This window comes from Pelomonas aquatica, from assembly GCF_026712205.1.
GTDB lineage: Bacteria > Pseudomonadota > Gammaproteobacteria > Burkholderiales > Burkholderiaceae_C > Pelomonas > Pelomonas aquatica.
The window spans coordinates 14,970-39,211 of sequence record NZ_JAPPUW010000031.1 but is presented as its reverse complement, the minus strand read 5'-3'; the positions used below and the strand labels follow the sequence as shown (position 1 = coordinate 39,211).

21 protein-coding genes and 2 tRNA genes are annotated in these 24,242 nt (G+C 70.1%); 10 read left to right on the top strand and 13 right to left on the bottom strand.

What is annotated here, in order from left to right:
• Positions 1–42: 42 nt before the first annotated feature.
• The gene (locus NYP07_RS22335; RefSeq protein ID WP_268154123.1) at positions 43–321 is read right to left on the bottom strand and encodes a hypothetical protein; all 279 of its coding nucleotides are present in this window, start codon (positions 319–321) and stop codon (positions 43–45) included.
• Positions 322–368: 47 nt separating this feature from the next.
• On the opposite strand from NYP07_RS22335, the gene NYP07_RS22330 reads away from it, so the two are divergent.
• The 8 genes from NYP07_RS22330 to NYP07_RS22295 all read left to right on the top strand — a co-directional run bounded on the left by NYP07_RS22330 (position 369) and on the right by NYP07_RS22295 (position 8,976).
• Entirely contained in the window at positions 369–527 is a 159-nt protein-coding gene (locus NYP07_RS22330; protein ID WP_268154121.1) for a hypothetical protein, read from the top strand.
• 162 nt (positions 528–689) lie between these two features.
• Positions 690–1,814 (top strand): ABC transporter substrate-binding protein, encoded by a 1,125-nt coding sequence (locus NYP07_RS22325; protein ID WP_268154119.1) that lies wholly within the window; start codon positions 690–692, stop codon positions 1,812–1,814.
• Positions 1,815–1,914: 100 nt separating this feature from the next.
• Positions 1,915–2,556 carry an arylformamidase gene (gene kynB, locus NYP07_RS22320; RefSeq protein ID WP_268154117.1) on the top strand — a complete coding sequence of 214 codons (642 nt, stop codon included), beginning with the start codon at positions 1,915–1,917 and terminating at the stop codon, positions 2,554–2,556.
• Positions 2,553–3,806 (top strand): kynureninase, encoded by a 1,254-nt coding sequence (gene kynU, locus NYP07_RS22315; protein WP_268154115.1) that lies wholly within the window; start codon positions 2,553–2,555, stop codon positions 3,804–3,806. Before kynB ends, kynU begins: the two co-directional genes overlap by 4 nt.
• Before the next feature lie 3 nt (positions 3,807–3,809).
• Positions 3,810–4,637: a tryptophan 2,3-dioxygenase gene (kynA, locus tag NYP07_RS22310; RefSeq protein ID WP_268154113.1), complete on the top strand. Its 828-nt coding sequence runs from the start codon at positions 3,810–3,812 to the stop codon at positions 4,635–4,637.
• Positions 4,638–4,745: 108 nt separating this feature from the next.
• Entirely contained in the window at positions 4,746–5,954 is a 1,209-nt protein-coding gene (locus tag NYP07_RS22305) for an NAD(P)H-dependent flavin oxidoreductase (protein WP_268154111.1), read from the top strand.
• A gap of 85 nt (positions 5,955–6,039) precedes the next feature.
• Positions 6,040–7,857, top strand: a complete 1,818-nt coding sequence (locus NYP07_RS22300) for an aminopeptidase P family protein (protein ID WP_268154109.1) — start codon at positions 6,040–6,042, stop codon at positions 7,855–7,857.
• An 18-nt stretch (positions 7,858–7,875) separates the two neighbouring features.
• Positions 7,876–8,976, top strand: coding sequence for an NAD(P)/FAD-dependent oxidoreductase (locus NYP07_RS22295; protein WP_268154107.1), 1,101 nt, complete (start codon positions 7,876–7,878; stop codon positions 8,974–8,976).
• A 21-nt stretch (positions 8,977–8,997) separates the two neighbouring features.
• Here NYP07_RS22295 and NYP07_RS22290 read toward each other — a convergent pair whose 3' ends face one another.
• Positions 8,998–11,241, bottom strand: coding sequence for an aminotransferase class V-fold PLP-dependent enzyme (locus NYP07_RS22290; protein WP_268154105.1), 2,244 nt, complete (start codon positions 11,239–11,241; stop codon positions 8,998–9,000).
• A gap of 105 nt (positions 11,242–11,346) precedes the next feature.
• On the opposite strand from NYP07_RS22290, the gene NYP07_RS22285 reads away from it, so the two are divergent.
• On the top strand, positions 11,347–11,835 hold the full coding sequence (locus tag NYP07_RS22285) for an Lrp/AsnC family transcriptional regulator (RefSeq protein WP_420852398.1): 489 nt from the start codon (positions 11,347–11,349) through the stop codon (positions 11,833–11,835).
• Between the two features lie 58 nt (positions 11,836–11,893).
• On the opposite strand, the gene NYP07_RS22280 is transcribed toward NYP07_RS22285, so the two are convergent.
• The 11 genes from NYP07_RS22280 to NYP07_RS22230 all read right to left on the bottom strand — a co-directional run bounded on the left by NYP07_RS22280 (position 11,894) and on the right by NYP07_RS22230 (position 22,422).
• Positions 11,894–11,969, bottom strand: a tRNA-His gene (locus NYP07_RS22280).
• A 28-nt stretch (positions 11,970–11,997) separates the two neighbouring features.
• Entirely contained in the window at positions 11,998–13,911 is a 1,914-nt protein-coding gene (locus NYP07_RS22275) for a peptidylprolyl isomerase (protein ID WP_268154103.1), read from the bottom strand.
• Positions 13,912–14,022: 111 nt separating this feature from the next.
• Positions 14,023–14,098 (bottom strand) — tRNA-Val (locus NYP07_RS22270).
• Positions 14,099–14,126: 28 nt separating this feature from the next.
• Positions 14,127–14,429 carry an HU family DNA-binding protein gene (locus NYP07_RS22265; RefSeq protein WP_268154137.1) on the bottom strand — a complete coding sequence of 101 codons (303 nt, stop codon included), beginning with the start codon at positions 14,427–14,429 and terminating at the stop codon, positions 14,127–14,129.
• A 184-nt stretch (positions 14,430–14,613) separates the two neighbouring features.
• Positions 14,614–15,180: a CDP-diacylglycerol--glycerol-3-phosphate 3-phosphatidyltransferase gene (gene pgsA, locus NYP07_RS22260; RefSeq protein ID WP_268154101.1), complete on the bottom strand. Its 567-nt coding sequence runs from the start codon at positions 15,178–15,180 to the stop codon at positions 14,614–14,616.
• Between the two features lie 74 nt (positions 15,181–15,254).
• Positions 15,255–15,986 (bottom strand): substrate-binding periplasmic protein, encoded by a 732-nt coding sequence (locus tag NYP07_RS22255; protein WP_268154099.1) that lies wholly within the window; start codon positions 15,984–15,986, stop codon positions 15,255–15,257.
• A gap of 73 nt (positions 15,987–16,059) precedes the next feature.
• Positions 16,060–16,803, bottom strand: a complete 744-nt coding sequence (locus NYP07_RS22250) for an SDR family oxidoreductase (protein WP_268154098.1) — start codon at positions 16,801–16,803, stop codon at positions 16,060–16,062.
• A 7-nt stretch (positions 16,804–16,810) separates the two neighbouring features.
• Entirely contained in the window at positions 16,811–17,740 is a 930-nt protein-coding gene (locus tag NYP07_RS22245) for a CsgG/HfaB family protein (RefSeq protein WP_268154097.1), read from the bottom strand.
• Between the two features lie 163 nt (positions 17,741–17,903).
• Positions 17,904–20,264 (bottom strand): penicillin acylase family protein, encoded by a 2,361-nt coding sequence (locus NYP07_RS22240; RefSeq protein WP_268154096.1) that lies wholly within the window; start codon positions 20,262–20,264, stop codon positions 17,904–17,906.
• 123 nt (positions 20,265–20,387) lie between these two features.
• Positions 20,388–21,176 (bottom strand): SDR family oxidoreductase, encoded by a 789-nt coding sequence (locus NYP07_RS22235; protein ID WP_268154095.1) that lies wholly within the window; start codon positions 21,174–21,176, stop codon positions 20,388–20,390.
• A gap of 133 nt (positions 21,177–21,309) precedes the next feature.
• Positions 21,310–22,422, bottom strand: coding sequence for an ABC transporter substrate-binding protein (locus tag NYP07_RS22230; protein ID WP_268154092.1), 1,113 nt, complete (start codon positions 22,420–22,422; stop codon positions 21,310–21,312).
• A 187-nt stretch (positions 22,423–22,609) separates the two neighbouring features.
• Between NYP07_RS22230 and NYP07_RS22225 the strand changes: the two genes are divergently transcribed.
• Positions 22,610–24,241 carry a sensor histidine kinase gene (locus NYP07_RS22225; protein ID WP_268154090.1) on the top strand — a complete coding sequence of 544 codons (1,632 nt, stop codon included), beginning with the start codon at positions 22,610–22,612 and terminating at the stop codon, positions 24,239–24,241.
• The last annotated feature ends 1 nt before the right edge of the window (position 24,242 follow it).

The window sequence follows — 24,242 nt, the reverse complement described above, 5'->3', positions numbered from 1 at the left end:
TTGCAAGATGTCCACGCCCACGCGGGGTGGGCATGCTGGTTGTCAATCGGTTGACCTGGTCTTGACCAGGTCTATGGTCCGCTGCTTCGCGCGAACCAAAGCCGCCTTGGCGCGCTTCCCCACTGCATCAAGATCGTCCTTCATGAACTTGATTTGCTCGTCGATCTCCGCCTCTGACATGAGCGCCGGCGAAATCACCGGCACGTCGCGATTCATCCCCCATCGTTTGAGTTCGATGTGAACCTGCGGGTCGAAGGGCAAAGAGTCCCCCTTCTTCATCGTCATGATGCTGTATTCGAACTGCCCAATCGTGCTTCCCATGGTTGACCTCCAAGAATGGGAAGAGGCCTCGAAAGAGCCCTCCCTTGATGAACAATTATCTCAGCCATGAGAGCAAGCCCGGGCAGCTTCAAGAATGTGCCCACTGCGTCAATCAACGTGGGTCCTTGGGATTCGTGGCGATTGAAGTGGCGGCCATCGCCCTTGATCTTCGCAAGCGCAATCGTCAAACCGAGAGCGCCGAGTAGGTGAATGAATGCGGCGCGGGCTAAGTCACAGCCGTGTCACGTCGCCCGACGACGGTTTCGCCAAACGCCTCCTGCACCCATGCTTGAATTGCACTCCCGCGAGCAGGCCATCAAGAGCGCCACAGAGCCCGCCGCAGCCAGGAACAGCTTGGAGACAACCCCATGACCCCACTTCGGCACCTCGCCGGCCGCCTCGCGCTCGCCGCCCTCACGGCCACCGGCCTGGCAGTCCCCCCCGCCCACGCCGACATCACCATCGGCCAGACCGCCGGCTTCACCGGCACGGTCGCCGCCAGCGTGAAGGAGGCGACCCAGGGCGCCAGGATGTACTTCGACGCGGTGAACGCCGCCGGCGGCGTCAACGGCCAGAAGATCACGCTGGTGTCGCTGGACGACAAGTTCGAAGCCAAGCTGGCCGCCGCCAATGCCAAGACCTTGATCGACCAGGGCGCGATCTCGCTGTTCCTGATCCGCGGCACGCCGCTGGCGCAGGCCATCATGCCGCTGCTGACCGAGTACAAGGTGCCGCTGGTGGCGCCGTCCACGGGCGCGATGGTGTTGCACAAGCCGGTGCACCCGTGGCTCTTCAACGTGCGCGCCACCTACCAGCGCGAGGCAGAACGGGCCATCGAGCACCTGAGCCTGATCGGCGTGGACCGCATCGCCATCGTGCAGGTGGACGACTCCTTCGGCGAGGACGCCGTGCAGGGCGCCCATGCCGGTCTGGCCAAGGTCAACAAGACAGCCGTGGCCCACGAGAAGTACGACCGCGCCAAGCCCGATTTCGGCCCCATCGTGCCCAAGCTGCTGGCCGCATCGCCCCAGGCCGTGCTGTTCATCGGCTCGGGCACGGCGGTCGTGCAGGGCATGAAAGCGGTGCGGGCCGCGGGCTCGAAGGCGCAGCTGGTGACCCTGTCGAACAACGCGACGGCGGGCTTCGTCAAGGACCTGGGCGACATCGCCTACGGCGTCATCGTCAGCCAGGTCTTCCCCTACGAGCGCTCGATGGCCAAGCCCATCATCAAGGAGGCGTCCGAGGCGGCACGCAAGGCAGGCGTGGAGCTGACGCCCACCGTCGTCGAGGGCTATGTGTCGGCCAAGGTGCTGGTGGAAGGCCTGAAGCGCGCCGGCCCCAAGCCCACGCGCGACGGCCTGCGCAAGGCGCTGGAGGGCATGGGCCACTACGACGTCGGCGGCATCGAGCTGGGCTACAGCCCGACGGACCACACGGGCCTGGAGTATGTGGACCTGTCCATCGTGGACCAGGCCGGCAAGTTCCGGCGCTGAGCCCGGACCGGACTCCAGGGGGGCGCCCGGCCCGAGTTGACAGGCAGTTGGAATTAACCGACACCACGAAGGTTCCGGCAAAGCTATGGTGCCGCCCGCCATGCCTTCCAAGCCCTGCCCACGCCTGTGGGACATCTCCCCCACCGTCGCGCCCGATGCGCCCATCTTCCCGGGCGACGAGCCCTACAGCCTGCGCTGGACGGCGCGGCTGTCGCCCGGCTGCCCGGTCAACCTCAGCGCGATCACGATGTCGCCGCATGTCGGCGCGCATGCCGATGCGCCGCTGCACTACGCGAACGACGCGCCGGCGATTGCCGACGTGCCGCTGGACAGCTATCTCGGCCGCTGCCGCGTCATCCACGCCATCGGTGCCGCGCCGCTGGTCACGGTCGAGCACCTGCAACACGCGGAAGAAGGCCTCCCCCCGCGCGTGCTGGTGCGCTGCTGCGAGCGTGCCGACACCCGCTGGAACCCCGCCTTCACGGCCTATGCGCCCGAGGCCGTCGAGTGGCTGGCCGCGCGCGGCGTGCGCCTGATCGGCATCGACACGCCCAGCGTGGACCCGGCCGACTCCAAGGTGCTGAGCAGCCACCAGCAGCTGCGCCGCCACGACCTGCGCGTGCTGGAGAACCTCGTGCTCGACGACGTGCCCGAGGGCGACTACGAATTGATCGCCCTGCCACTCAAACTCCAAGGCGCCTGTGCCTCCCCGGTGCGCGCCGTCCTGAGGGAACTGAAATGAACATCGACGACGCCAAGCGGCTCGACGCCGCCGACCCCCTGCGCAGCTTGCGCGACCTCTTCACGCTGCCCGACGGCGTGACCTATCTCGACGGCAACTCGCTCGGCGCCCTGCCCCGCGCCACGCCCGAGCGCATCCGGCGCGCGGTGGAGCAGGAATGGGGCCGGGACCTCATCAAGAGCTGGAACACCGCCGGCTGGATCGACCTGCCGCGCCGCTTGGGCGACCGGCTGGCACCGTGGCTGGGCGCCCGCCCGGGAGAGGTGCTGGTGGCGGACTCGACCTCCATCAACCTCTACAAGGTGCTGCACGCGGCGCTGCAGTTGCAGCAAGGCAAGCGCCGCGTGGTGGTGAGCGAGCGCAGCAACTTCCCGACCGACAACTACATCGCGCAGAGCGTGGCGCGCGCGCATGGCGGCGAGCTGGTCCTGGCCGAGCGGCCGGAGGACATCCCGCCGCTGCTGGACGAGCGCTGCGCGGTGCTGATGCTGACGCATGTGAACTACCGCAGCGGCCGCATGCACGACATGGGCCTGCTGACGCGCTGGGCCCACCAGGCCGGCGCGCTGGCCGTTTGGGACCTGTGCCACAGCGCAGGCGCGGTGCCCATCGACCTGCTCGGCGCCGCGGCGGACTTCGCCATCGGCTGCGGCTACAAGTACCTGAACGGCGGCCCCGGCGCGCCGGCCTTCGTGTGGATGCACCCGCGCCACGAGGGCCAGGTCTGGCAGCCGCTGACCGGCTGGATGGGCCATGCCAACCCCTTCGATTTCGACAGCGACTACCAGCCCGCGCCGGGCATCCAGCAGTACCAGTGCGGCACGCCCGCGGTGCTGGCCGCGACGGGGCTGGACACGGCGCTGGACGTCTTCGACGCCGCCCAGAAGCTGGGCGGCATGAAGGCGTTGCGCAACAAGTCGCTGGCGCTGACCGAAGCCTTCATCGACAGCGTGGAAGCACGAGTGCCCGGCGCCGTCATCGCGACGCCGCGCGACGCGGCGATGCGCGGCTCGCAGGTGTCGTTCAGCCTGCCGCGCGGCACGGACGGCTATGCGGTGATGCAGGCGCTGATCGCTCGCGGCTTCATCGGCGACTTCCGCGCCGGCGACCCCGAGCTGCTGCGCTTCGGCTTCGCGCCGCTCTACAACGGCTTCGCCGACGTGGTGCGCGCGGTGGACACGCTGGCGGACATCGTCGCCACCCGATCCTGGGACGCCCCCGAATTCACCAGCCGCTCAAAGGTGACCTGACCCATGACGCCCCTGGAACACCACGGCGCCCAGCTCGATTTCTCCCGGGACATGAGCTATGGCGACTACCTGCAGCTCGACGCCATCCTGAGCGCGCAGAAGCCGCTCTCGCCCGACCACAACGAGATGCTCTTCATCGTGCAGCACCAGACCTCGGAGCTGTGGATGAAGCTGATGCTGCACGAGCTGCACGCGGCGGTCGCCAACGTGGCCGCCGACCGCCTGCCCGAGGCCTTCAAGATGCTGGCCCGCGTGTCGCGCATCATGGAGCAGCTGGTGCATGCCTGGGACGTGCTGGCCACGATGACGCCGCCCGAGTACAGCGCCATCCGGCCCTATCTGGCGAAGAGCAGCGGCTTCCAGAGCGCGCAGTACCGGCGCATCGAGTTCATGCTGGGCAACAAGAACGCCGCCATGCTCAAGCCCCACGAGCACCGGCCCGACCTGCTGGCCCAGGTGCAGGAGGCCTTCGAGGCGCCATCGCTCTACGACGAGGTGCTGAAGCTGATGGCCCGCCGCGGCATCGCGGTGCCGGCCGCGCGGCTGCAGCGCGACTGGACCGAGCCCTATGCCGCCGACGAGGGCGTCAAGCAGGCCTGGCTGACCGTCTACCGCGCGCCGCAGGACCACTGGGACCTCTACCAGATGGGCGAGGAGCTGGTGGACCTTGAGGACGCCTTCCGCCTCTGGCGCTTCCGGCACGTGACGACGGTGGAGCGCGTCATCGGCTTCAAGCGCGGCACCGGCGGCACCGGCGGCGTCAGCTATCTGCGCAAGATGCTGGACGTGGTGCTCTTCCCGGAGCTGTGGACGCTGCGCACCGAGCTCTGAGAGGGTGAGAGCAAGCGCCTAACTTGCGCTGTCGATGACTTGGGTCAAGGCGACGGTCGGCGGCAAGGCCTAGGCTGCGACGTTTCTGCTCGTCAACCTGGCCCGCCGATGAACCCCTTCCCGCACATCTCCCAAGAACTCGGCGCCCTGCTCGTGCGCTCCGGCCTGAAGCCGTTGCAACTGGGCGGGCGCGAGCTGCTGCCCGTCGTGCAGGGCGGCATGGGCGTGGGCGTCAGCGCCCAGCGCCTGGCCGGGGCCGTGGCCGCCGACGGCGGCATGGGCACGATCAGCTCGGTGGACCTGCGCCGCCTGCACCCCGACCTGATGGAAGCCACCGAAGGCTGCAATGCCGGCGAGGAGGCCAAGCGCCGCATCAACGAGGCCAACCTCGTGGCGCTGGACCGCGAAATCGCCGGCGCCCGCGAGCGCTCGCAGGGCCGCGGCCTGGTGGCGTTGAACGTGATGCGTGCCGTCAGCGAGTACGCGACCTCGGTCAAGCGCGCGTTGGCCGCGGGCGTGGATGCCGTCGTCGTCGGCGCGGGCCTGCCGCTGGACCTGCCCGACCTGGCCCAGGGCCACCCCAAGGCCCTGCTCATCCCCATCCTCAGCGATGCGCGCGGCGTGCAGCTCATCGTCAAGAAATGGGAGCGCAAGAAGCGCCTGCCGGACGCCATCGTCATCGAGCACCCGCGCCTGGCCGGCGGCCACCTGGGCGCCGCGCGCATCGCCGACGTCAATGACCGCCGCTTCGACTTCGACCAGGTGCTGCCCGCCTGCAAGGAATTCTTCCGCCAGGCCGGCATCGAGCGCGAGATCCCGCTGATCGCGGCCGGCGGCGTGCGCAGCTTCGAGGACATCAGCCGCCTGCAGGCCCTGGGCGCCGACGCGGTGCAGTTGGGCACGCCCTTCGCCGTGACGACCGAGGGCGATGCCGACGCCGAGTTCAAGCGCGTGCTGGCCGAGGCGCGCGACGAGGACATGATCGAGTTCACCAGCGTGGCCGGCCTGCCGGCGCGCGCCGTGGCCACGCCCTGGCTGAAGACCTATCTGCGCCTGGAGAGCCGGCTGCAAGCCGTCGCCCAGGTCAAGCAGCGCTGCACCAAGGCCTTCGACTGCCTGGCCCAGTGCGGCCTGCGCGACGGCTTCAAGGACTGGGGCCAGTTCTGCATCGACAACCAGCTCGCCGCCGCGCTGCGCGGCGACGTGAAGAAGGGCCTGTTCTTCCGCGGCAGCGGTGCCCTGCCCTTCGGCAGCCAGATCCGCAGCGTGCGCGAGCTGATGGAGCGGCTGCTGACGCCCGCCCGGGCCCTGGCCTGAGACGGCACGCCCCGCCCCCTGCCGAACGGCAGGGCCGGGGCTACAAAACTAAACTTGCGGCTTCGACTCAGAAAAGGTCCTGGCCATGGACACCCGCACCTCCGAAACCCGACTGCGCATCGAGCGCGTGCGCGACGCGCTGATCGCCCAGGGCCTGCACGCCGTGCTCGTGCCCTCCAGCGACCCCCATCTCTCCGAATACCTGCCCGGCCGCTGGCAGGGCCGCGAATGGCTGTCGGGCTTCAACGGCTCGGTGGGCAGCCTGGTCGTCACGCGCGACCGCGCCGCGCTGTTCGCCGACAGCCGCTACTGGGCCCAGGCCGAGGCCCAGATCGCGGGCAGCGGCATCCAGCTCGAGAAGATGAACTCGGGCGCCTCGACGCTCTACATCGACTGGATCGCCAAGACGCTGCAGCCCGGCCAGGCGCTGGCCGTGGACGGCCAGGTGCTGGGCCTGGCGCTGGCGAACACGTTGCGCGCCGCGATGCAGCGTGCCGGCGTCACGCTGCGCAGCGACGTGGACCTGCTGCAGGCCGCCTGGGACGACCGCCCCGGCCTGCCCGCCGACGCCATCTACGAGCACCAGCTCCCGCAGGCCGTCGTGTCGCGCGCCGACAAGCTGGCCCGCGTGCGCCAGGCCATGGCCTCGGTCGGCGCCACCCACCATCTCGTCTCCACCGTGGACGATGTGGCCTGGCTGCTGAACCTGCGCGGCAGCGACGTCGAGTGCAACCCCGTCTTCATCGCCCACCTGCTGCTGGATGCGCAGGGCGGCCGCCTCTTCGTCGGCGATGGCAAGGTGCCGGCCGACGCGGCCGCCCGCCTGAGCGCGGACGGCATCCAGCTCGCGCCCTACGGCCAGGCCGCAGCCACCCTGGCCGCGCTGCCGGCCGGCGCCAGGCTGCTGATCGACCCGCGCCGCGTGACGCTGGGCCTGCGCGAGGCTGTGCCGGCTGCCGTCAGCGTCGTCGAGCAGATCAACCCCAGCACGCTGCTGAAGAGCCGCAAGACCGCCGCCGAGGCCGAGTTCGTCCGCGAGACCATGGCCCGGGACGGCGCGGCCATGTGCGAGTTCTATGCCGAGTTCGAGGCCGCGCTGGCACGCGGCGAGCGCTGGAGCGAGCTGGACATCGACACCCGGCTGACCGCCGCGCGCCGCCGGCGCCCCGGCTTCGTCGGCCCGTCCTTCTCGACGATTGCCGGCTGGATGGCCAACGGCGCCCTGCCCCACTACCGCGCCACGCCCGAGTCCTTCGCGCAGATCGAGGGCGACGGCCTGCTGCTGCTCGACTCCGGCGGCCAATACCTCGGCGGCACGACGGACATCACCCGCGTCTGGCCCATCGGCAGCGTCAGCGCCGCGCAGAAGCGCGACTACACGCTGGTGCTCAAGGGCACCATCGCGCTGTCGCGCACGCGCTTCCCGCGCGGCACGCTCAGCCCCATGCTCGACGCCATCGCCCGCGCGCCGCTGTGGGAACACGGCCTGGACTACGGCCACGGCACCGGCCACGGCGTGGGCTATTTCATGAATGTGCACGAAGGCCCGCAGAGCATCTCCAAGGCCGTCGCCGAGCCGGCCATGGCGATGGAGCCCGGCATGATCACCAGCATCGAGCCGGGCCTCTACCGGCCGGGCCAGTGGGGCGTGCGCATCGAGAACCTGGTGCTCAACGTCGCCATCGACACGCCGGAGAAGAACGCCTTTGGCGAGATGCTCGAATTCGAGACGCTGACGCTCTGCCCCATCGCCACGAGCTGCATCGACGCCAGCCTGCTGCGCGCCGACGAGATCGCCTGGCTGAACGACTACCACGCCACCGTGCGTGCGCGCCTGCAGCCGCTGGTCAGCGGCCCGGCGCTGGCCTGGCTGCTGGCGCGCACGGAGCCGCTGGCGGCCTAACCCCCGACCTGGGCGGCGATGGACCACGTGGAAATCGCCGTCATCGGCGCCGGCGTCGTCGGCCTCGCGGTGGCCCGCGAGCTGGCCTTGCGCGGGCGCGAGGTGCTCATCATCGAAGCGGCCGGCGCCATCGGCACGGGCATCTCGTCGCGCAACAGCGAGGTCATCCACGCGGGGCTCTACCACCCCGCCGGCAGCCTGAAGGCGCGGCTGTGCGTGCGCGGCAAGGCCCTGCTCTACGCCTACTGCGCGGCACGCGGCGTGGCGCACGGCCGCTGCGGCAAGCTCGTCGTCGCGACACGCGCGGCCGACCTGCCGCGGCTGGCCCGCATTGCCGAACAGGGCGCGGCCAATGGCGTGGACGACCTGCGGCTGCTGGACCACGCGCAGGCGCTGGCCCTGGAGCCGGCGCTGGACTGCGCCGGCGCGCTGCTGTCGCCGTCCAGCGGCATCGTCGACAGCCACGGCCTGATGACGGCGCTGCTGGGCGACGCCGAGCACGCCGGCGCCACGCTCGCGCTGGCCAGCCGCGTCAGCGGCGGCGTGCGCGATGGCGGCGGCTGGCGGCTGCGAGTGGGCGATTTCGAGCTGGGCGCGCGCTGCGTCGTCAACGCGGCCGGGCTGTTCGCGGCGGAACTGGCCCGCTCGCTGGGTTGCGACGCACCGGCGCTGCGCTTTGCGCGCGGCCACTATTTCGCGCTGGCCGGCCGGGCGCCGTTCAAGCACCTGATCTACCCGCTGCCGGTGGACGGCGGCCTGGGCGTGCACCTGACGCTGGACCTGGGCGGCCAGGCGCGCTTCGGGCCCGACGTGCAATGGCTGCCCGGCACCGACCCGGCCACGCTGGACTACGCCGTCGACCCCGCGCTGGCGCCGGCCTTCGAGGCCGAGGCGCGCGGCTACTGGCCGGGCCTGCCGCAGGGCGCGCTGCAGCCGGCCTACAGCGGCATCCGGCCCAAGCTCACGGGCCCGGGCGAGCCGGCGGCGGATTTCCGCATCGACGTCGCGCCCGGCCTCGTCAACCTGTTCGGCATCGAGTCGCCGGGGCTGACCGCGGCGCTGGCCATCGCCGAGTGGGTGGCCGAGTCCCTCAGCCCCTCGCCGACTGCTTCGCGATGAAACAGTCGAATTCAGGGGCCGTCAGATCGCGAAGGCCGCGTCGGCCGCCGCCGTGATGCGGGGCCACAGCGCCAGGCCGCCGCCCAGGCTCCAGGCCTGCTCGTGCCCCAGGCGGCGCAGCGCCTGCGCGGCCTGGGCACTGCGGTTGCCGCTGCGGCAGAAGAACACGACGGGCGTGCCGGCCGGCAGCGCGATCCAGCGCGCCAGCGCATCGGGCAGGCCCGACAGCGCGACGGCCTCGCGCCGCACCGGCACGCCCAGCTCCGGCGCCTGGCCCAGCCTCTGCTCATAGGGCTCGCGCACGTCCACCAGCAGCAGGCCCGGGTGCTCGCCGGCCAGCTGCGTCAGCGCGGCCATGCTCAGCTCGCTGGAGGCCAGCGGGCAGCCGCTGTCCACGCGGGCGCCGCAGGCGACGGTCTGGTAGGCCGTCAGCGCCAGGCCCTGCTCCAGCTGCGCCTTGGCCGCCGCGAAGCCGGCGTCGTCCAGGCGGCCGCCGAGCACATCGGCCAGCAGCGGCTGGGCCGCGCACTCCACGGCCAGCGTGCTGGCGAAGCGGTCGTCATAGTCGTGCCCCGGCAGCAGCAGCGTGCGCGGGCCGACGGCCTGCTCCAGCCGCCGCAGCGAGCCGCCATAGGCCTGCGGCGCGCTCTGCTCGAAGTCGCTGCGGCCTAAAGCGCCGGGCATCACGGTGTCGCCGACGAAGGCCAGGCGGAGCCCTTGGGTGTCGTGGAGCAGATAGGCGGTGGAGTCCTGCGTGTGGCCGGGGATGTGCAGGCGCGTCAGCCTCAACGCGCCGAGTTCGATCGCGTCCGCGCCGCTCGGCCAGCCCAGTCCGTCGACATCGCCGCGCGGCTTCTGCGTTGCAGCCAGCAGCTCCGCTGCGGAGGAGGCATGGTCGCCATGGCTGTGCGTGTCGAGCACCGCCGCCAGCGCGTAGCCCTGGCAGCGCAGCCATTGCGCCAGGCGCCCGGTCAGCTCGGGCAGCGGGTCGATGACGACGGCGCGGCGGCTGGCGGCGTCGGCCAGCAGATAGCAGCAGGCGCCGTCGACGACGAAGCGCGTCAGCCCGTCGACCGGCAGCGCATGGCCGGGCGCGCTCGGGTCCAGGCAGCTTTCGCGCAGCGACTCGCCGCAGACGCGGATGCGCGCGCAGGCCTCGTCGATGAAGGCGGCGTCCGCCACCGGCCCGAACGACAGCCGCACGGCCGATGCCGCCTGCCAGGCCGGCAGGCCCATGGCCTGCAGCACATAGCTGGGCTGGGCCTTCGATGCACTGCAGGCGGAGCCGCCGCTGACGCGCATCTCGGCCGCGTCGAACAGATCCAGCAGCAGCTTGGAGCTGAGGCCCGGCACCGCGAAATTCAGCGTCGTCGGCAGGCAGAGCTCGGGCGGCGCGTTGAAGACGAGGCCCGGGAAGGCCTGCTGCAGCGCGGTGGCGAGGCGGTCGCGGCAGGCGGCCTGCGTCGCGGGGTCGCGGAAGCTGCCGCCCTCCTCCAGCGCGGCCAGCACGGCGCCCAGCGCCGCGATGCCGGACATGTTCTCGGTGCCCGAACGCAGCGCGCCCTCCTGGCCGCCACCGGCCAGCAGCGGCGTGAACGGCGCGCCGTCGCGCACATACAGCAGGCCGATGCCCTTGGGCGCATAGAGCTTGTGGCCCGAGAACGGCGCGTAGTCGATGCGGCGCTCGGCCAGGCGCAGCGGTAGCTTGCCCAGCGCCTGCACGCCGTCCACCATCCACAGCGCCGCGCTGCCGGCCAGGGCGGCCTCGATGCCGTCCAGGTCGCTGATGACGCCGGTCTCGTTGTTCGCCGCCATCGTGCAGACGAGGCCGGCATGCGGCGCATGCTCGCGCAGCCAGGCCAGGTCATGGCGGCCGTCGCGGCCGACCGGGATGGCCAGCAGCCGCAGGCCCAGCCCCAGCAGCGCGTTCCAGTGCCGGATCGCCTCGGGCACGGCCTTGTGCTCGGTCGCGCCGTAGAGCAGCAGCTCAGGTCCCTGCGACCGTTCGCGCAGTGCGCTCAGCGTGGACAGAACGGCCGTCTGTATGCCCTCGGTGGCGCCGCTCAGGAACAGCAGCTTGCCGCTGCCGGCGCCCAGCACGCGCCGCGCGCGGGCACGCACGCCGTCCATCAGCGCCCTCGCCTTCAGCCCGGTGCTGTGGATGCTGCTGGGGTTGCCGAAATCCTCGGCCATCGCGGCCAGGGCTGCCTCGCGGGCCTGGGGGAGGACGGGTGTCGTGGCGTTGGCGTCGAGATAGATTTCCATGGGCGGGGCCGTGCGGCGGTGATGGCACTGCCGCGAATTGTGGCCAGCGCCGGCCAAAAACGGTTTGCGATCTTCGGCTATGCAAATGCCACATCAGAGCAATTCATGCCGAATATCATCGTCAACATGAAACTGGATTCCATTGACATCCGAATCCTGGAAATCCTGCAGCAAGACGCCGAACTGCAGGTCGCCGAGGTCGCGCAACGCGTGGGCCTGTCGACGACGCCCTGCTGGCGGCGCATCCAGAGGCTGAAGGAATCCGGCGTCATCACCCGCCAGGTGGCCTTGCTGGACGCGCAGAAGGTCAACGTCGGCGTCACGGTGTTCGTCGCGGTGCGCACCAGCACGCACAGCCAGCAGTGGTTCGAGACCTTCAAGGCCACCGTGCAGGCCATCCCCGAGGTCGTCGAGTTCTACCGCATGAGCGGCGACGTGGACTATCTGCTGCGCGTCGTCGTCCCCGACATCGCCGCCTACGACAGGGTCTACAAGCGCCTCATCGCCGGCACCGAACTGCGCGACGTGAGCTCCAGTTTCGCGATGGAGGAACTCAAGCTGACGACGGCGCTGCCGCTGGGCTACGTCGGCTGAGCGGCGAAGAAAAAGGAAAAAGGCCCGGGAGCTTTCGCTTCCGGGCCTTCGTATTAGATGGGGTGGCTGATGGGACTCGAACCCACGACAACAGGAATCACAATCCTGGACTCTACCAACTGAGCTACAGCCACCGCAGAGCCAAAGAGTATAGCGCAGAAATCAGGGGGCGCTTGCGGCCGAGGCAGGAGTGGCGACCTTGATCACTGCCTTGTACTGCGACTTGAGTGCGGCCAGGTAGGCCTGCGCCTCGGCGCGCGCCCAGGCACCGGCGTATTGCTGGGCCGCACGCTTGTCGTCGATGACGGCGGCGTCGCGCGGCTGCAGCTGGTTGATGCGCACGACGACGTAGCCGCCGTCATCGGCCGGCACGCCGACCACGGCCGGCAGCTTGGATGCATCGGCGCCGAGCACGGCTTCGAGCTGGGTGCGCGACAGACCTTGCGGCTTGGCGCGCGACGCGCTGACCGCGGCGTCCAGGCCGGCCACGTCGGCCGGATTGGCCTTCAGCGCGGCCAGGCGGGTTTCGCCGGCCTTGCGGGCCTGCTCGCCGGCAAGCTTCTTGACGAGTTGCTCGCGCACCTTGTCCTTCACGTCGGCCAGCGGCGGCACGCGGGCCGGGTTGTACTGGGCGACGCGGGCCGACACGAGCTGGTTCGCGCCGGTTTCGACGGCCTCGGTGTTGCGCTTGTTGCGCAGCGCGTCGGTGCCGAAGACGGCGTCCAGCAGCTTGGCCGAGGCCAGCGGGCCGGCGGCGCCCGGCTGGGGCTGGCGCAGCACGGTGGCGGTCTGGATCTGCAGCTTGAGCTTGTCGGCGGCGGGCTGCAGGCTGTCGGACTGCTCGTAGACGAGGTTGCCGAACTGCTCGGCGACCTCGGCGTACTTCTTCTGCGCGAGCTGCTTGCGCACCTCGGCCTCGACCTCGGCGCGCACGGCTTCGAAGGGCTTCTTCTCGCCGCCGCGCACGCCCGTCAACTGAATGATGTGGTAGCCGAAGTCGGTCTCGACGAGATTGCTGATCTCGCCCTGCTTCATCGCGTAAACGGCGGCGTCGAACTCCTTGACCATCGCGCCGCGGCTGAAGAAGTCGAGGTCGCCGCCATTGGCCGCCGAGCCCTCGTCCTGCGAGTTCTTCTTGGCCTGTGCGGCGAAGTCGGCGGGGTTTTTGCGGACCTGGGCCAGGATGTCCTCGGCCTTGGCCTTGGCCTTGGCGCGCTCCTCGGCAGAGGCCTTGCGGTCCACCTTGATGAGGATGTGGCTGGCGCGACGCTCCTCGGGCACGCCGTAGCGCGACGCGTTTTCCTTGTAGTAGTTCTGCAGATCTTCGTCGGTGAACTTGACGTCCTTCTTCAGCGCCTCGATGTCGAGCACGAGGTATTGGATCTGGGCCGATTCGGGCAGCTGGAACCTGGCGGCGTTGACCGGGTCCTTGTAGAAGGCTTCGAGCTCGGCATCGCCGGGGTTGGTCTTGGCCGCGAAGTCCTTGAGGTCGAAGCGCTGCAGCTGCACCTCGCGCTGCTGCAGCAGCGCATCGAAGGCGAGCTTGGGTGCCGCGGCGCCGGCCACGGCGGAGGTTTCCACCGGCGCCGAGACCTGGCGCAGGCCGTAGTCCTGGCGCAGGCGCTCCATGAACATCGACGGCGTCATGCCCTGGGCGGCGAGCAGGCCCTTGTTGACGGTGCCGTCGGGGTTGCGCAGGAAGGCGAACTGCGGGTCGTTCCAGAACCGCGCGTTGACCGCCTCGACGCTGGGCGTGAAGTGCTGGTGCGTCGCCGCGGCCTGCAGCGTGCGCTCGGTGACCAGGCCTTCGAGCGCCTGGTGCTTCATCTCGGGCGTGTCCAGCAGCTTGGCGTCGACGGTCGGGTTCTGGCTGCGGATGCGCTGGGCCTGCTCGCGCTGTGCGTTGTCCCATTCAAGCTGGGTGATCTTGCGGCCATCGACGCTGGCCACGCCGGCGTTGGCGCCGCCCATCATGCTCGTGTAGCCCTGCATGCCGACGAAGGCGAAGGACGGCAGGATCAGCAGCAGCAGGATGAACTGGAACAGGCGGTTGTGCTGGCGGACGAAATCGAACATCTCGGGGAGCCTTGAGGATCAAACGATCAAATGCGACGAAGGCGAACCGAGGTTCGCCTTCGAGGGGAGCCGCATTCTAGATGGGACGGCTGGCCGCCGTCGCAGGGCGGGTGGTGGGCGCTGACGGGCTCGAACCGCCGACAATCTCCGTGTAAGGGAGGTGCTCTACCAACTGAGCTAAGCGCCCGGGAATCCGGGGGGGCGACCCGTGAGGGTCAGTTCACGGCGTCTTTGAGCGCCTTGCCGGGTTTGAACTTCGGCACCTTGGCCGACTTGATCTTGATGGCTTCGTTGGTGCGCGGGTTGCGGCCGGTGCGCGCCGCGCGCTTGGTGATGCTGAAGGTGCCGAAGCCCACCAGCGAGACGGTGCCGTTCTTCTTCAGCGTCGTCTTGACGCCGCCGATCACGGCTTCGAGCGCACGGCCGGCGGCGGCCTTGGAAATGTCGGCCTGCTTGGCAATGTGCTCGATCAATTCGGACTTGTTCACTCGTGCCCCCTCAACGGAACGTTGGGCCATGCTGCCGTTGCCGGGGGCATGGACTGCAAAGAGATGTCGGTCCCGCGCACTGCGCAGCCCGTTGCAGGCCACCATGGGCGGCCAAGGCGCGCGCGGGAAAGCGGATTCTAGACGCGCGTCCGATGCGCGGCAGGGCGGGAAAAGTCCCGATACAACTGAACGTCTGCCCCGAGCCGCCGGATGTCTAGCGCGCCTTGGCGCGGATCTCGGGCAAGGCCTTCTGCAGGTAGTAGGCCATGGACCAGATGGTCAGCACGACGGCCGCGTAGATCAGCCAGGTGCCCCACGGCCGCGTCGGGATGAGGCCGAAGAGCCGGCCGTCGAAGAGCAGGAAGGGGATGGCCACCATCTGCACCGTCGTCTTGAGCTTGCCGACCATGTGCACGGCGACGCTGCGCGACGCGCCGATCTGGGCCATCCACTCGCGCAGCGCCGAGATCGTGATCTCGCGTCCGATGATGACCAGCGCGACGAAGGCGTCGACCCGCTGCAGCTTGAGCAGCACCAGCAGGGCCGAGCAGACCATCAGCTTGTCGGCCACCGGGTCCAGGAAGGCGCCGAAGGAAGAGGTCTGGTTGAGCTTGCGGGCGAGGTAGCCGTCGAGCCAGTCGGTCAGCGCGACGACGATGAAGAGCGCCGTCGCGATCAGGTTCTGGTGGGCGGGCGCGAGGTCCAGGTAGAACACCCCGACGATCAGCGGGATGGCCACGATGCGGGCCCAGGTCAGCAGAGTCGGCAGGGTCAGGAACATGGGGGCATTGTTGCGCAAGGCCAGGGCGTTGCCGAGCAAGCCTGTGGCCGTGCGGCCTCAGCGCGGCACCTTGCCTAGGGCGTGTAGCCGTAGCCGGCGTAGATCTTGCGGATCGCACCGGACTTCTCCAGTGCGTGCAGCGTCCGGTTGAGCTTCTGGACCTGGGCGTCGGGCAGCTGGATCTGGCAGGCCAGGTACATCTCCGTGCGGTTGAAGTTCAGCACCGGCTCGATGCTGTCGATGCCCTGCTGCTTCAGCCGGTACTGGCCGATCAGCCGGCCCGTGGCCCAGAAGTCGATGCGGCCGGCGAGCAGCTTCTTCGGGTTCACGTCGTCGCTGGGCGCCACGTCCACCTGGTGGCCGCGGGTCTGCAGATAGGCCACGATGGCATCGCCCTGGTAGCTGCCGATGCGCATCATCATGGCCTCGTCCAGCGTCTGCGGCCGGCTCGCTCCGGCACGCGCGAACAAGGCCCAGTCGTTGAAGACCAGCGGCCCCACCCATTTGTAGAGGGCCTCGCGCTCGGGCGTGCGCGACATCGAGTACACGCAGGTGTTGACCTGGGTGCGCGCCAGCGCAATGGCGCGGGCCCAGGGGTAGACGGTGATCTCGTATTCGTAGCCGGCGGCATCGAGCAGCGCGCGCACGATGTCGGTCGAGATGCCGGTCACCGTGCCGTTCGGGCCGCTCATGTTGTAGGGCGGGTATTCCTCGGTCGCGAGCACCAGCCGGAACGGGTTCGCCTGCGCCAGCAGGCCCCATGAAACCGCCAAGGCGGCGATCAGGCCCCGGACCGATCTGGACATCGTCAGAGCCTGCATGCTGCGCTCCCGGAGTGGCCGGGCAAGCATAGGCCGGGCCAACCGGGGCCGCAACGACTCAGCCACGGCCGACGAAGGGCATGTCGCGCGCCATCACCGTCATCGACTGCACATTAGCCGACAGCGGCAGCGAGGCCATGTAGACGACGGCGCGGGCGACGTCCTCGACATCCATCGTCGGCTCGATCGCGACCTGGCCGCTGGGCTGCAGCACGCCCTGGCGCATGCGCAGCGTCATGTCGGTCGCGGCGTTGCCGATGTCGATCTGGCCGCAGGCGATGTCGAAGGCGCGGCCGTCCAGGCTCAGGGCCTTGGTCAGGCCGGTGATGGCGTGCTTGGTGGACGTATAGGGCGCCGAGCAGGGCCGCGGCGCGTAGGCCGAGATGGAACCGTTGTTGACGATGCGGCCGCCGCGCGGCGCCTGCGCCTTCATCAGCGCAAAGGCGGCGCGGGCGCACAGGAAGCTGCCGGTGAGGTTGGTGTCGACGACGGCGCGCCACTGCGCCGGGGTCAGCTCGTCGATGGGCAGCGGCGGCGCCGAGATGCCGGCGTTGTTGAACAGCAGGTCGAGCCTGCCGAAGCGCTCGCGCAGCCGCGCGAAGGCCGCATCGACCTGGGCCTCGTCGGCCACGTCGGCCGCCAGCACGAGGGCCTCCGGTTGAAGATCCTGCAGCGTCTCGCGCAGCGGCGCCTCGCGGCGGCCCATCAGGGCCAGCGCCCAGCCGTCGGCCGCCAGCGCCCGCGCCACCGCGCGGCCGATGCCGGAGCCGGCGCCGGTGACGAGGGCGACGCCCCTGGTCATAACGGCATCACTTGACGGAAGATGCCGCTGCCGCGGGCTTGGCGACCGACTTCTGCGTGGGCTTGGGAGCCACGTTCACAGGCGTTTTTGCCGGCTGGCTCAGTTCCTTGGATGCCGGAGTCGTGCCGCCATCCACACCTAGACGTCCGCCCGTGCCCAGGCCGCCCTTGACGGTCTGGGCCTTGTAGTTGCGCAGCGCCTTGACCATCTGGTTGTAGGAGTCCGCAAAAGCAGCCACGATGATCTTGCCCTGAGGGGTCTTGGCGTAAGCGCCGCCCCCGCCGACGCCGCCGCCGCCGAAGGCCGCGCCAAAAATGCCGAAGTCGAAGTTCTTGGCCGTGCCTTCGGACGCCGAGATCTGCACGCCAGACCGGTTGTCGATCAGCAGCAGCGTCGTCGATGCCTCATTCTTGCTGACGCTGCCGGCAGCCAGCAGTGCCAAGCCCACGACGCCGCCACCCCCGAAACCGCCGCCGCCGCCGGTCTTGCCGGCGAACTGCACTTCGGGGCTCAGCGTGTAGTCGGCGGCCACCATCTGTCCCTGGCCCATATTGGAGCCGGCACGCGATTCGCCGCTTTGCATCAGTGCGCGCTCGCGCATCATGTCCTGCATCGCCTTGCCGCGCTCGACAACGACGAAGCAGTTGCTTTGCTGGATCATGAGCCGGATGACGGGCACCGTCGAACCGAGCTGGCGGCTGGTGAGCTGTATATACCAGGGCGCAGCGGTGTCTTCGTGGATCGACAGCGTCCCGAGGCTCTCGGAGCAGGTCTCCAGTTGGGTGTTTTCGCCCTGCGCGGTTTCGCCCCCGGCAGCGCCGGAAACGGTGCCCTTGTTCTCACCCAAGGTGGGCGCCGTGGCCAGGCACCCGCTCAATAGCAGCGGCGCAGCGAACACAAAGGGCGACAGAGATGACGACAGAGCGAACTTTTTCATGGAATGACCCTCTCCTTTAACGTGTAAATGCCCCTGATGCGGGGCGGGGCGCAGACAAGGCATTGAAGACGGACCGCTCACAACACCGTGCCCACGAGCCCTGCATTGTGCCCAGCGAAGAGCCGCCCGGCATCCTCATACCACCCGAGCGGGGTCGCCTTTATCAGGGTCGCAACACGAGGCGGTGCGTGGCTTCCCCGGGCAGGAAAGGCAGCGGCTCGCCGGCCAGCCAGGCGGCGTGATCGCCCCGGTAGAAGGGCGACAGCGGATGGCCGCTCTGCCCGCCCGGGATAACGAGGATGCCGCTCTCCTCGTGGCCCGGCGAAACCACCATGCGCTCGCTCTGGCCGTGGCCATGGTTGTGCACGCGGGGCATATGGCTGTCGCCGGCCATGGGCGTGGCGGGCATGTCCAGCCAGCCCGACAGCATCGGCAGAGCGGCCGACAGCGGGTGCCGGATGCCGGCCGGGTTCTCGGCCCCCCAGGTGGCGGCGGCCAGGCTGCCGAACTTCTTCAGCAACTCGGCGCGGCTGTCCAGCACGGCACGCTGCAGCAGCGCCTCCCAACTGGCCGCGCCCGCAGGCAGCGTGTCGGCGCGGCTGGCCTGGATCAGCGCCCAGCCGGGCGTCTCGGGCGCCATCGTCAGATCCTGCAGCCTGGCACCCTGAGCCTCCAGCCGGCCGGCCAGCGGCGCGAAGACGGTCTTGAGCGTGCGCTCGCGGAAGGCGCGCACCAGCAGATAGCCCACAGCGTCGGGCCGCGCCGCCTCGGCGTTCTTCTCGACCTCGGCGCGGTAGTCGGCCAGGCCGTTGGCGGCCACGAAGCCGGGCGTCAGCACGCGTTCGAGCAGCAGGCCGCGCCAGCGCTGCAGCAGCAGCGCGCGGTGATCCAGCTGGATGGCGTGCAGGGCGGCCTCGTCGAACTTGTCCCGGGCGCGCAGCCCGTCGCGGATCTGGCGCGCGCGGGCGCCGAGGTCGTAGCCGCCGTTGCCGAGGATCTTCAGGGCCTCGCCGCCGATCATGCGGGCGTTGGCCGTCCACAGCCGGCCATCGGCCGGGTCCAGCACGCGCGGCTGCTCGTCCGCGCCGAGGTAGCCCTGCCAGGCGGAACGGCCGTCGCTCCAGTCCTGGGGCACGGCCATGTCCTGCGTGGACACGCGCCGCGGGATGGCGCCCATCACCGTCCAGGCGATGCGCCCGCGGGCGTCGGCCACCATCAGGTTCTGCGCCGGTATGCCGGCACCGGCGGCCAGCTTCACGGCCTCGTCCACGCCGCCGGCGGCCTCCATCTGCATCAGCCGCAGGTTCATGGCCGCCGCGTCGTGGGCCACCCAGCGCAGCGCGTAGGCATGGCCGGCCGGCGCCTTCTCTGGCATGACCGGCCCCCACTCGCTCTCGCGCACCTCGAAGTCCACCGCCGGCTGGCCGGCGACCTCTATCCTCTCGACGCTGCGCACCAGCGGCTTCTCGGCGCCGCCGCTCCAATAGCTCTGCCCGCCGGCACCGAGCTGCAGCGAGATGACGTCCGACCAGTCCGACGTGGTGTTGGTGAAGCCCCAGGCCACATGGCCGTTGCTGCCCGCCACGACCAGGGGCGTGCCCGGCAAGGTGACGCCGGCCACGTCGAAGCTGCGGCCCTGGGCCTTCCATTTCAGGCGGGCCTTGAACCAGGTGCCCGGCACGCGCAGGTTCAGGTGCATGTCGTCGGCCACGATGGCGCGGCCGTCCGCCGTGCGGCTGCCGGCCACGGCCCAGTTGTTGCTGCCGATGTCGCGCGCATCCGTCAGGCTGCAGTCGCTGCAGGCCAGTTGCACGCTGCGCAGCCAATCCGGCAGCGGCGAGGCCGGCAGCGGCACGGGCTCGACGCGGCTGTCGTCCAGCGCCGCCTGCCAGTCGGCGCTGTGCTGGGTCAGGAAGGCGTACCAGTCGGCCGGCACGGCCTGCTTGAGCAGGCCGTTGGCAATGTCGTCATGCCCCTGGCCGCGCTGCAGGTCCAGGTACATGCCATAGGCCACCAGCAGCGAGTCGGCGGGCACCCAGGGCCGCGGCGACTGGCGCAGCAGCAGGTATTCCGGCGGCCGCGTCGAGAGCGCCGCCAGGCCGGCGTTGACGCCGCCGGTGTAGGCCTCGGCCAGCGCCTTTTCCTCGGGCGACAGCGCCGCGGCGATCTGCTCGGCGCGGTGGCGGAAGCGGTGCAGCCGGCGCGCCTTGTCCACCTCCAGCGCCTTCGCGCCGACCAGCGCCGACAGCTCGCCGGCCGCGTTGCGGCGCATCAGGTCCATCTGGAAGAAGCGCTCCTGGGCATGCACGAAGCCCAGCGCGCGCGCCGCGTCGAGGCGGTTCTCGGCCGTGATGCTCAGGTAGCCGCGCGCGTCGCGCTGCAGCTCGGCCGGCGCACTCAGCGCCGGCGCGGCGCGCTCGCCGTCCAGTTGGGCCAGGCTGCCGCGCAGCGCCAGCCACAGGGCCAGTGCGAGCAGCAGCACGAGCAGCAGCAGGCCGCCAAGGATTCGCTTGAACCACGTCATGAATTGCCTTTGATCAGTTGGGGACAGAGCTGCTCGCTTCGCTCGGGCGGTCTGTCCCGCAAGTGGAAATCAGTTGGGGACAGAGCTACTCGCTTCGCTCGGGCGGTCTGTCCCGCAAGTTCATCAGAATGTCCCCGGGTAGTTGCCGCCGTCGAGCAGGATGTTCTGGCCGGTCAGGTAGCCGGCCTGGGCGCTGCACAGCATCGCGCAGACCGCGCCGAACTCGGCCGCGCTGCCGAAGCGCTGGGCCGGGATGGCCGCGCGGCGTTTGGCGGCCACCGCGTCGGCATCGAGGCCGGCCTCGGCCGCGCCAGCCGCCAGCGTCTTGCGCAGCCGCTCGGTGTCGAAGGCGCCGGGCAGCAGGTTGTTGATCGTCACGTTGGCGCCCGCCAGGCGCGGCTGGCGCGCGAGACCGGCGACGAAGCCGGTCAGGCCGGAGCGCGCGCCGTTGGACAGGCCCAGCACGTCGATGGGCGCCTTCACGGCGCCCGACGTGATGTTGACGACGCGGCCGAAACCGCGCGCGGCCATGCCGTCGACCGTGGCCTTGATGAGCTCGATGGGCGCCAGCATGTTGGCCTCCAGCGCGGCGATCCACTGTGCGCGGTCCCAGTCGCGGAAGTCGCCGGGCGGCGGGCCGCCGGCGTTGTTGACGAGGATGTCGACCCGCGGGCAGGCGGCCAGCGCCGCCGCGCGGCCCTCGGGCGTCGCGATGTCGCCGACGACGGCCAGCACCTCGACGGCCGGGTGGGCCGCCTTCAACGCGGCGGCCGTCGCCAGCAGGTCGTCCTCGCCGCGCGCCGTGATGACGACGTTGGCGCCCTCCCCCGCCAGCGCCTCGGCGCAGCCGCGGCCCAGGCCCTTGCTGGCCGCGCAGACCAGGGCCCAGCGGCCCTTTAATCCGAGATCCATAACCACTCCTCAAGCAGACTGCGGCTGTGCGCAGCACGCCGCATCATCGCGCGACTGCCGCGGAACTGGCTTTGCCAGGCCGCTGGCAGTGCCCCCTCGAAGGGGGCGGCCGTCAGGCCGTAGGGGGTGAGCTCTATCTCCAGAACTTGCCGTCCGGCCCGACGATGGACACGTCGGTGAACTCCAGGCCGCTGTGGTCCTTGTCGGTGTAGTGCACCTGCAGGCCGCCCAGGTCGAAACGCGCGCCGTCGAGCGCCTTGACGAGGCTCTCGCGGCTCACGTCCTTGCCGGCGCGCCGGAGCGCCTCGACGACGAGCTTGGCGGCGGCGAAGCCTTCCAGCTGGGCCGGCGTCAGCTCGTCGCGGCCGGCGGACTTGGCCAGGCCCAGGGCCTCGCGCACCAGCGGGCTGGCCGTGGAGCGTTCATAGGGGAAGAGCTGGGTCACGATGACGCCGCGGGCATCCTTGCCGAGCGACTTCACGAAGTCGGCCGAGGCGTTGTTGGACAGTGTCGCGACATGGGCCGTCGAGCCGGCGGCGCGCAGCGCATTGATGCCCTCGACGACGGCATAGCCCGGGCCGATCATGACCAGGGCCTCGATGCCGGCCTTGGCGATGGCCTGCATGACGGGGCCCAGCTCGGGCTTGTTGCGGTCGAAGCGCAGGCGCGACATCGCGCGCAGCTTCATGTCGTCCAGCCCCTTGATGGCGCCCTTGCTGGCGTCGTTGCCGAAGGGGTCGTTGACCTGCACGATGGAGATGCGCTTCACGCCGATGCCGGCGAGGTGGCGGACCGCGCGCTGCGCCTCGCGCTGGTAGCTGGCGCGCAGCAAATAGACGTAGGGCTGGGCCGGCTCGTAGAGGTTGATGTCGCCGACGGCCGGAGCGATCAGCGGCAGGCGGTTCTCCTTCAGCACCGGCAGCAGGGCCTCGGTCGGCCCGATGCCGCGGCTGAGCATCAGCGCCAGCACGCCCTGGCTGGCGAGGGACTTGGCCTCGGCCACGGCGGTCGCGGGGTCGTATTTGTCGTCCTGTGTGACGAGCTCGATGTTCTGGCCCTTGATGCCGCCCTGGGCATTGACCGAATCGAAATAGAGCTTGGCGCCCTCGGCGCTCTCGCGCACGAGGCTGGCGACGGGCCCCGTGAAGCCGGCCACCATACCGATGCGCAGGCCGCCCTGCGCGAACGCGCCATCCATCCCCAAGCAGGCAGCAAGCAGCGCCACCAGGCCGACCCAAGGTTTCACAGTCTTCTCCAGCCCATGCGCCTGCGGCGCTTCAGTGGCGGCAGATTGTGGGGCCAAGCCCCCGGCGGGCCGCAGCCCCGCCAACCCAGGAAAAACCCGAGCCTGCGCGAACCTGTTCACGGCCCCAAACGCGTATTTCGACCGGACTCCTGGGCCTAAACTCGCGCGGCCCCTGGCTTCCAAAAACATGCCCGAAAGCCCTGCCCCGCCCAACGCGTCCAGGCCGCCGGCCGCCCCGCGCAGCCTGTTCGGCCTGCGCAGCGATTCATTGACCATCGCCGTCGTGGTGGCCCTGCTGCTGGGCCTGCTGCTGCCGACGACGGCCGTGCTGCTCTACGACGGCCAGAAGACCCGCACCACGGCGATGGAAGACCTCAGGCGCGACCTCGGCCGCGCGACCGAGGTGATGGCGCTTTCGCTGGCCGAGCCGGTCTGGCAGGTCTCGCCCGACCTGGCCGACCCCATGGTCAAGGCGCAGATGGACGACCCGCGCTTCGTGTCCGTGCTGGTCGTCGAGCCGGCGGCCTCGGCGCCCTTCCTGTCGCAGCAGCGCCCCGGCGAGCGCGGCGACGAAGACCTCGTGCTGAGCCAGACCCGCCCCATCCAGCGCGACGGCCGCGAGATCGCGCGGCTGACCGTCAGCATGAGCGCGGCGCCGCTGCTGCAGGCCAAGCAGGCCGAGGTCTGGCGCACCTTCTGGCGCAGCGGCCTGACGCTGACCCTGTCGCTCGTGCTGATGCTGTGGGTGCTGCAGCGCTTCGTGTTACGCCCGATGACGGAGCTGACCGGCGCGGCCGAGGCGCTGGCCGCCGGCCGGCTGGACCAACCCCTGCACGTCGGCGGCGCGGACGAGATCGCGCGCGTCGGCATGGCCATGGAGCGCATGCGCCAGGCCCTGCTGTCGGCTTTCGAGGCACTGCGCCAGCACAACCTGAACCTGGAGGCAACGGTGGCCCAACGCACCGGCGAGCTGACGGCCAGCAACGCCGAGCTGTCCAACGCGCTGGAGACGCTGCAGAAGGCGCAGCGCGAGCTGGTCGAGTCGGAGAAGCTGGCCTCGCTGGGCCGGCTGGTGGCCGGCGTCGCGCACGAGCTGAACACGCCGCTGGGCAATGCGCTGACCGTCGTGTCCGCGCTCAACGACCGCTACAAGCAGCTCGAAGCCATGCTGGCCGGCACGACGCAGCTGCGCCGCAGCATGCTGGAGGAACTGGCGCGCGACACGCGCCGCGGCCAAGACATCCTGCAGCGCAATGTGCAGAAGGCCGCCGACCTGGTGCGCGACTTCAAGCAGGTGGCCATCGACCAGACGGCCGACCTGAGGCGCGACTTCGACCTCGCCAAGGTCGTCGAGGACGTGCTCGTCATGGTCGAGCCCAGCTTCAAGCACACGCCCTTCGTCATCGACACCGAGCTGGCCCGCGGCCTGGTCATGAACAGCTACCCCGGCGCGCTCGGCCAGGTGTTGACCAATCTGCTGATGAACGCGCTGCTGCACGGCTTCGAGGGCCTGGAGCAGGGCCGCGTGTGCGTGCATTGCGCGCGGCTGAGCGACACCGAGGTCGAGCTCAGCGTGCAGGACGACGGCCGCGGCATGGACGAGTCCGTGCGGCGGCGCATCTTCGATCCCTTCTTCACGACCAAGCTCGGCACCGGCGGCTCGGGCCTGGGCATGCACATCGTGCACAGCATCGTGACCAATGTGCTGGGCGGCCAGATCGAGGTGAAGTCCTCGCCCGGCCAGGGCACGCAGATGCTGATGAAGCTGCCCCTGCTGGCGCCGCAGCGCGCCGCCGGCGAGGACTCAAAGACTCACTGAA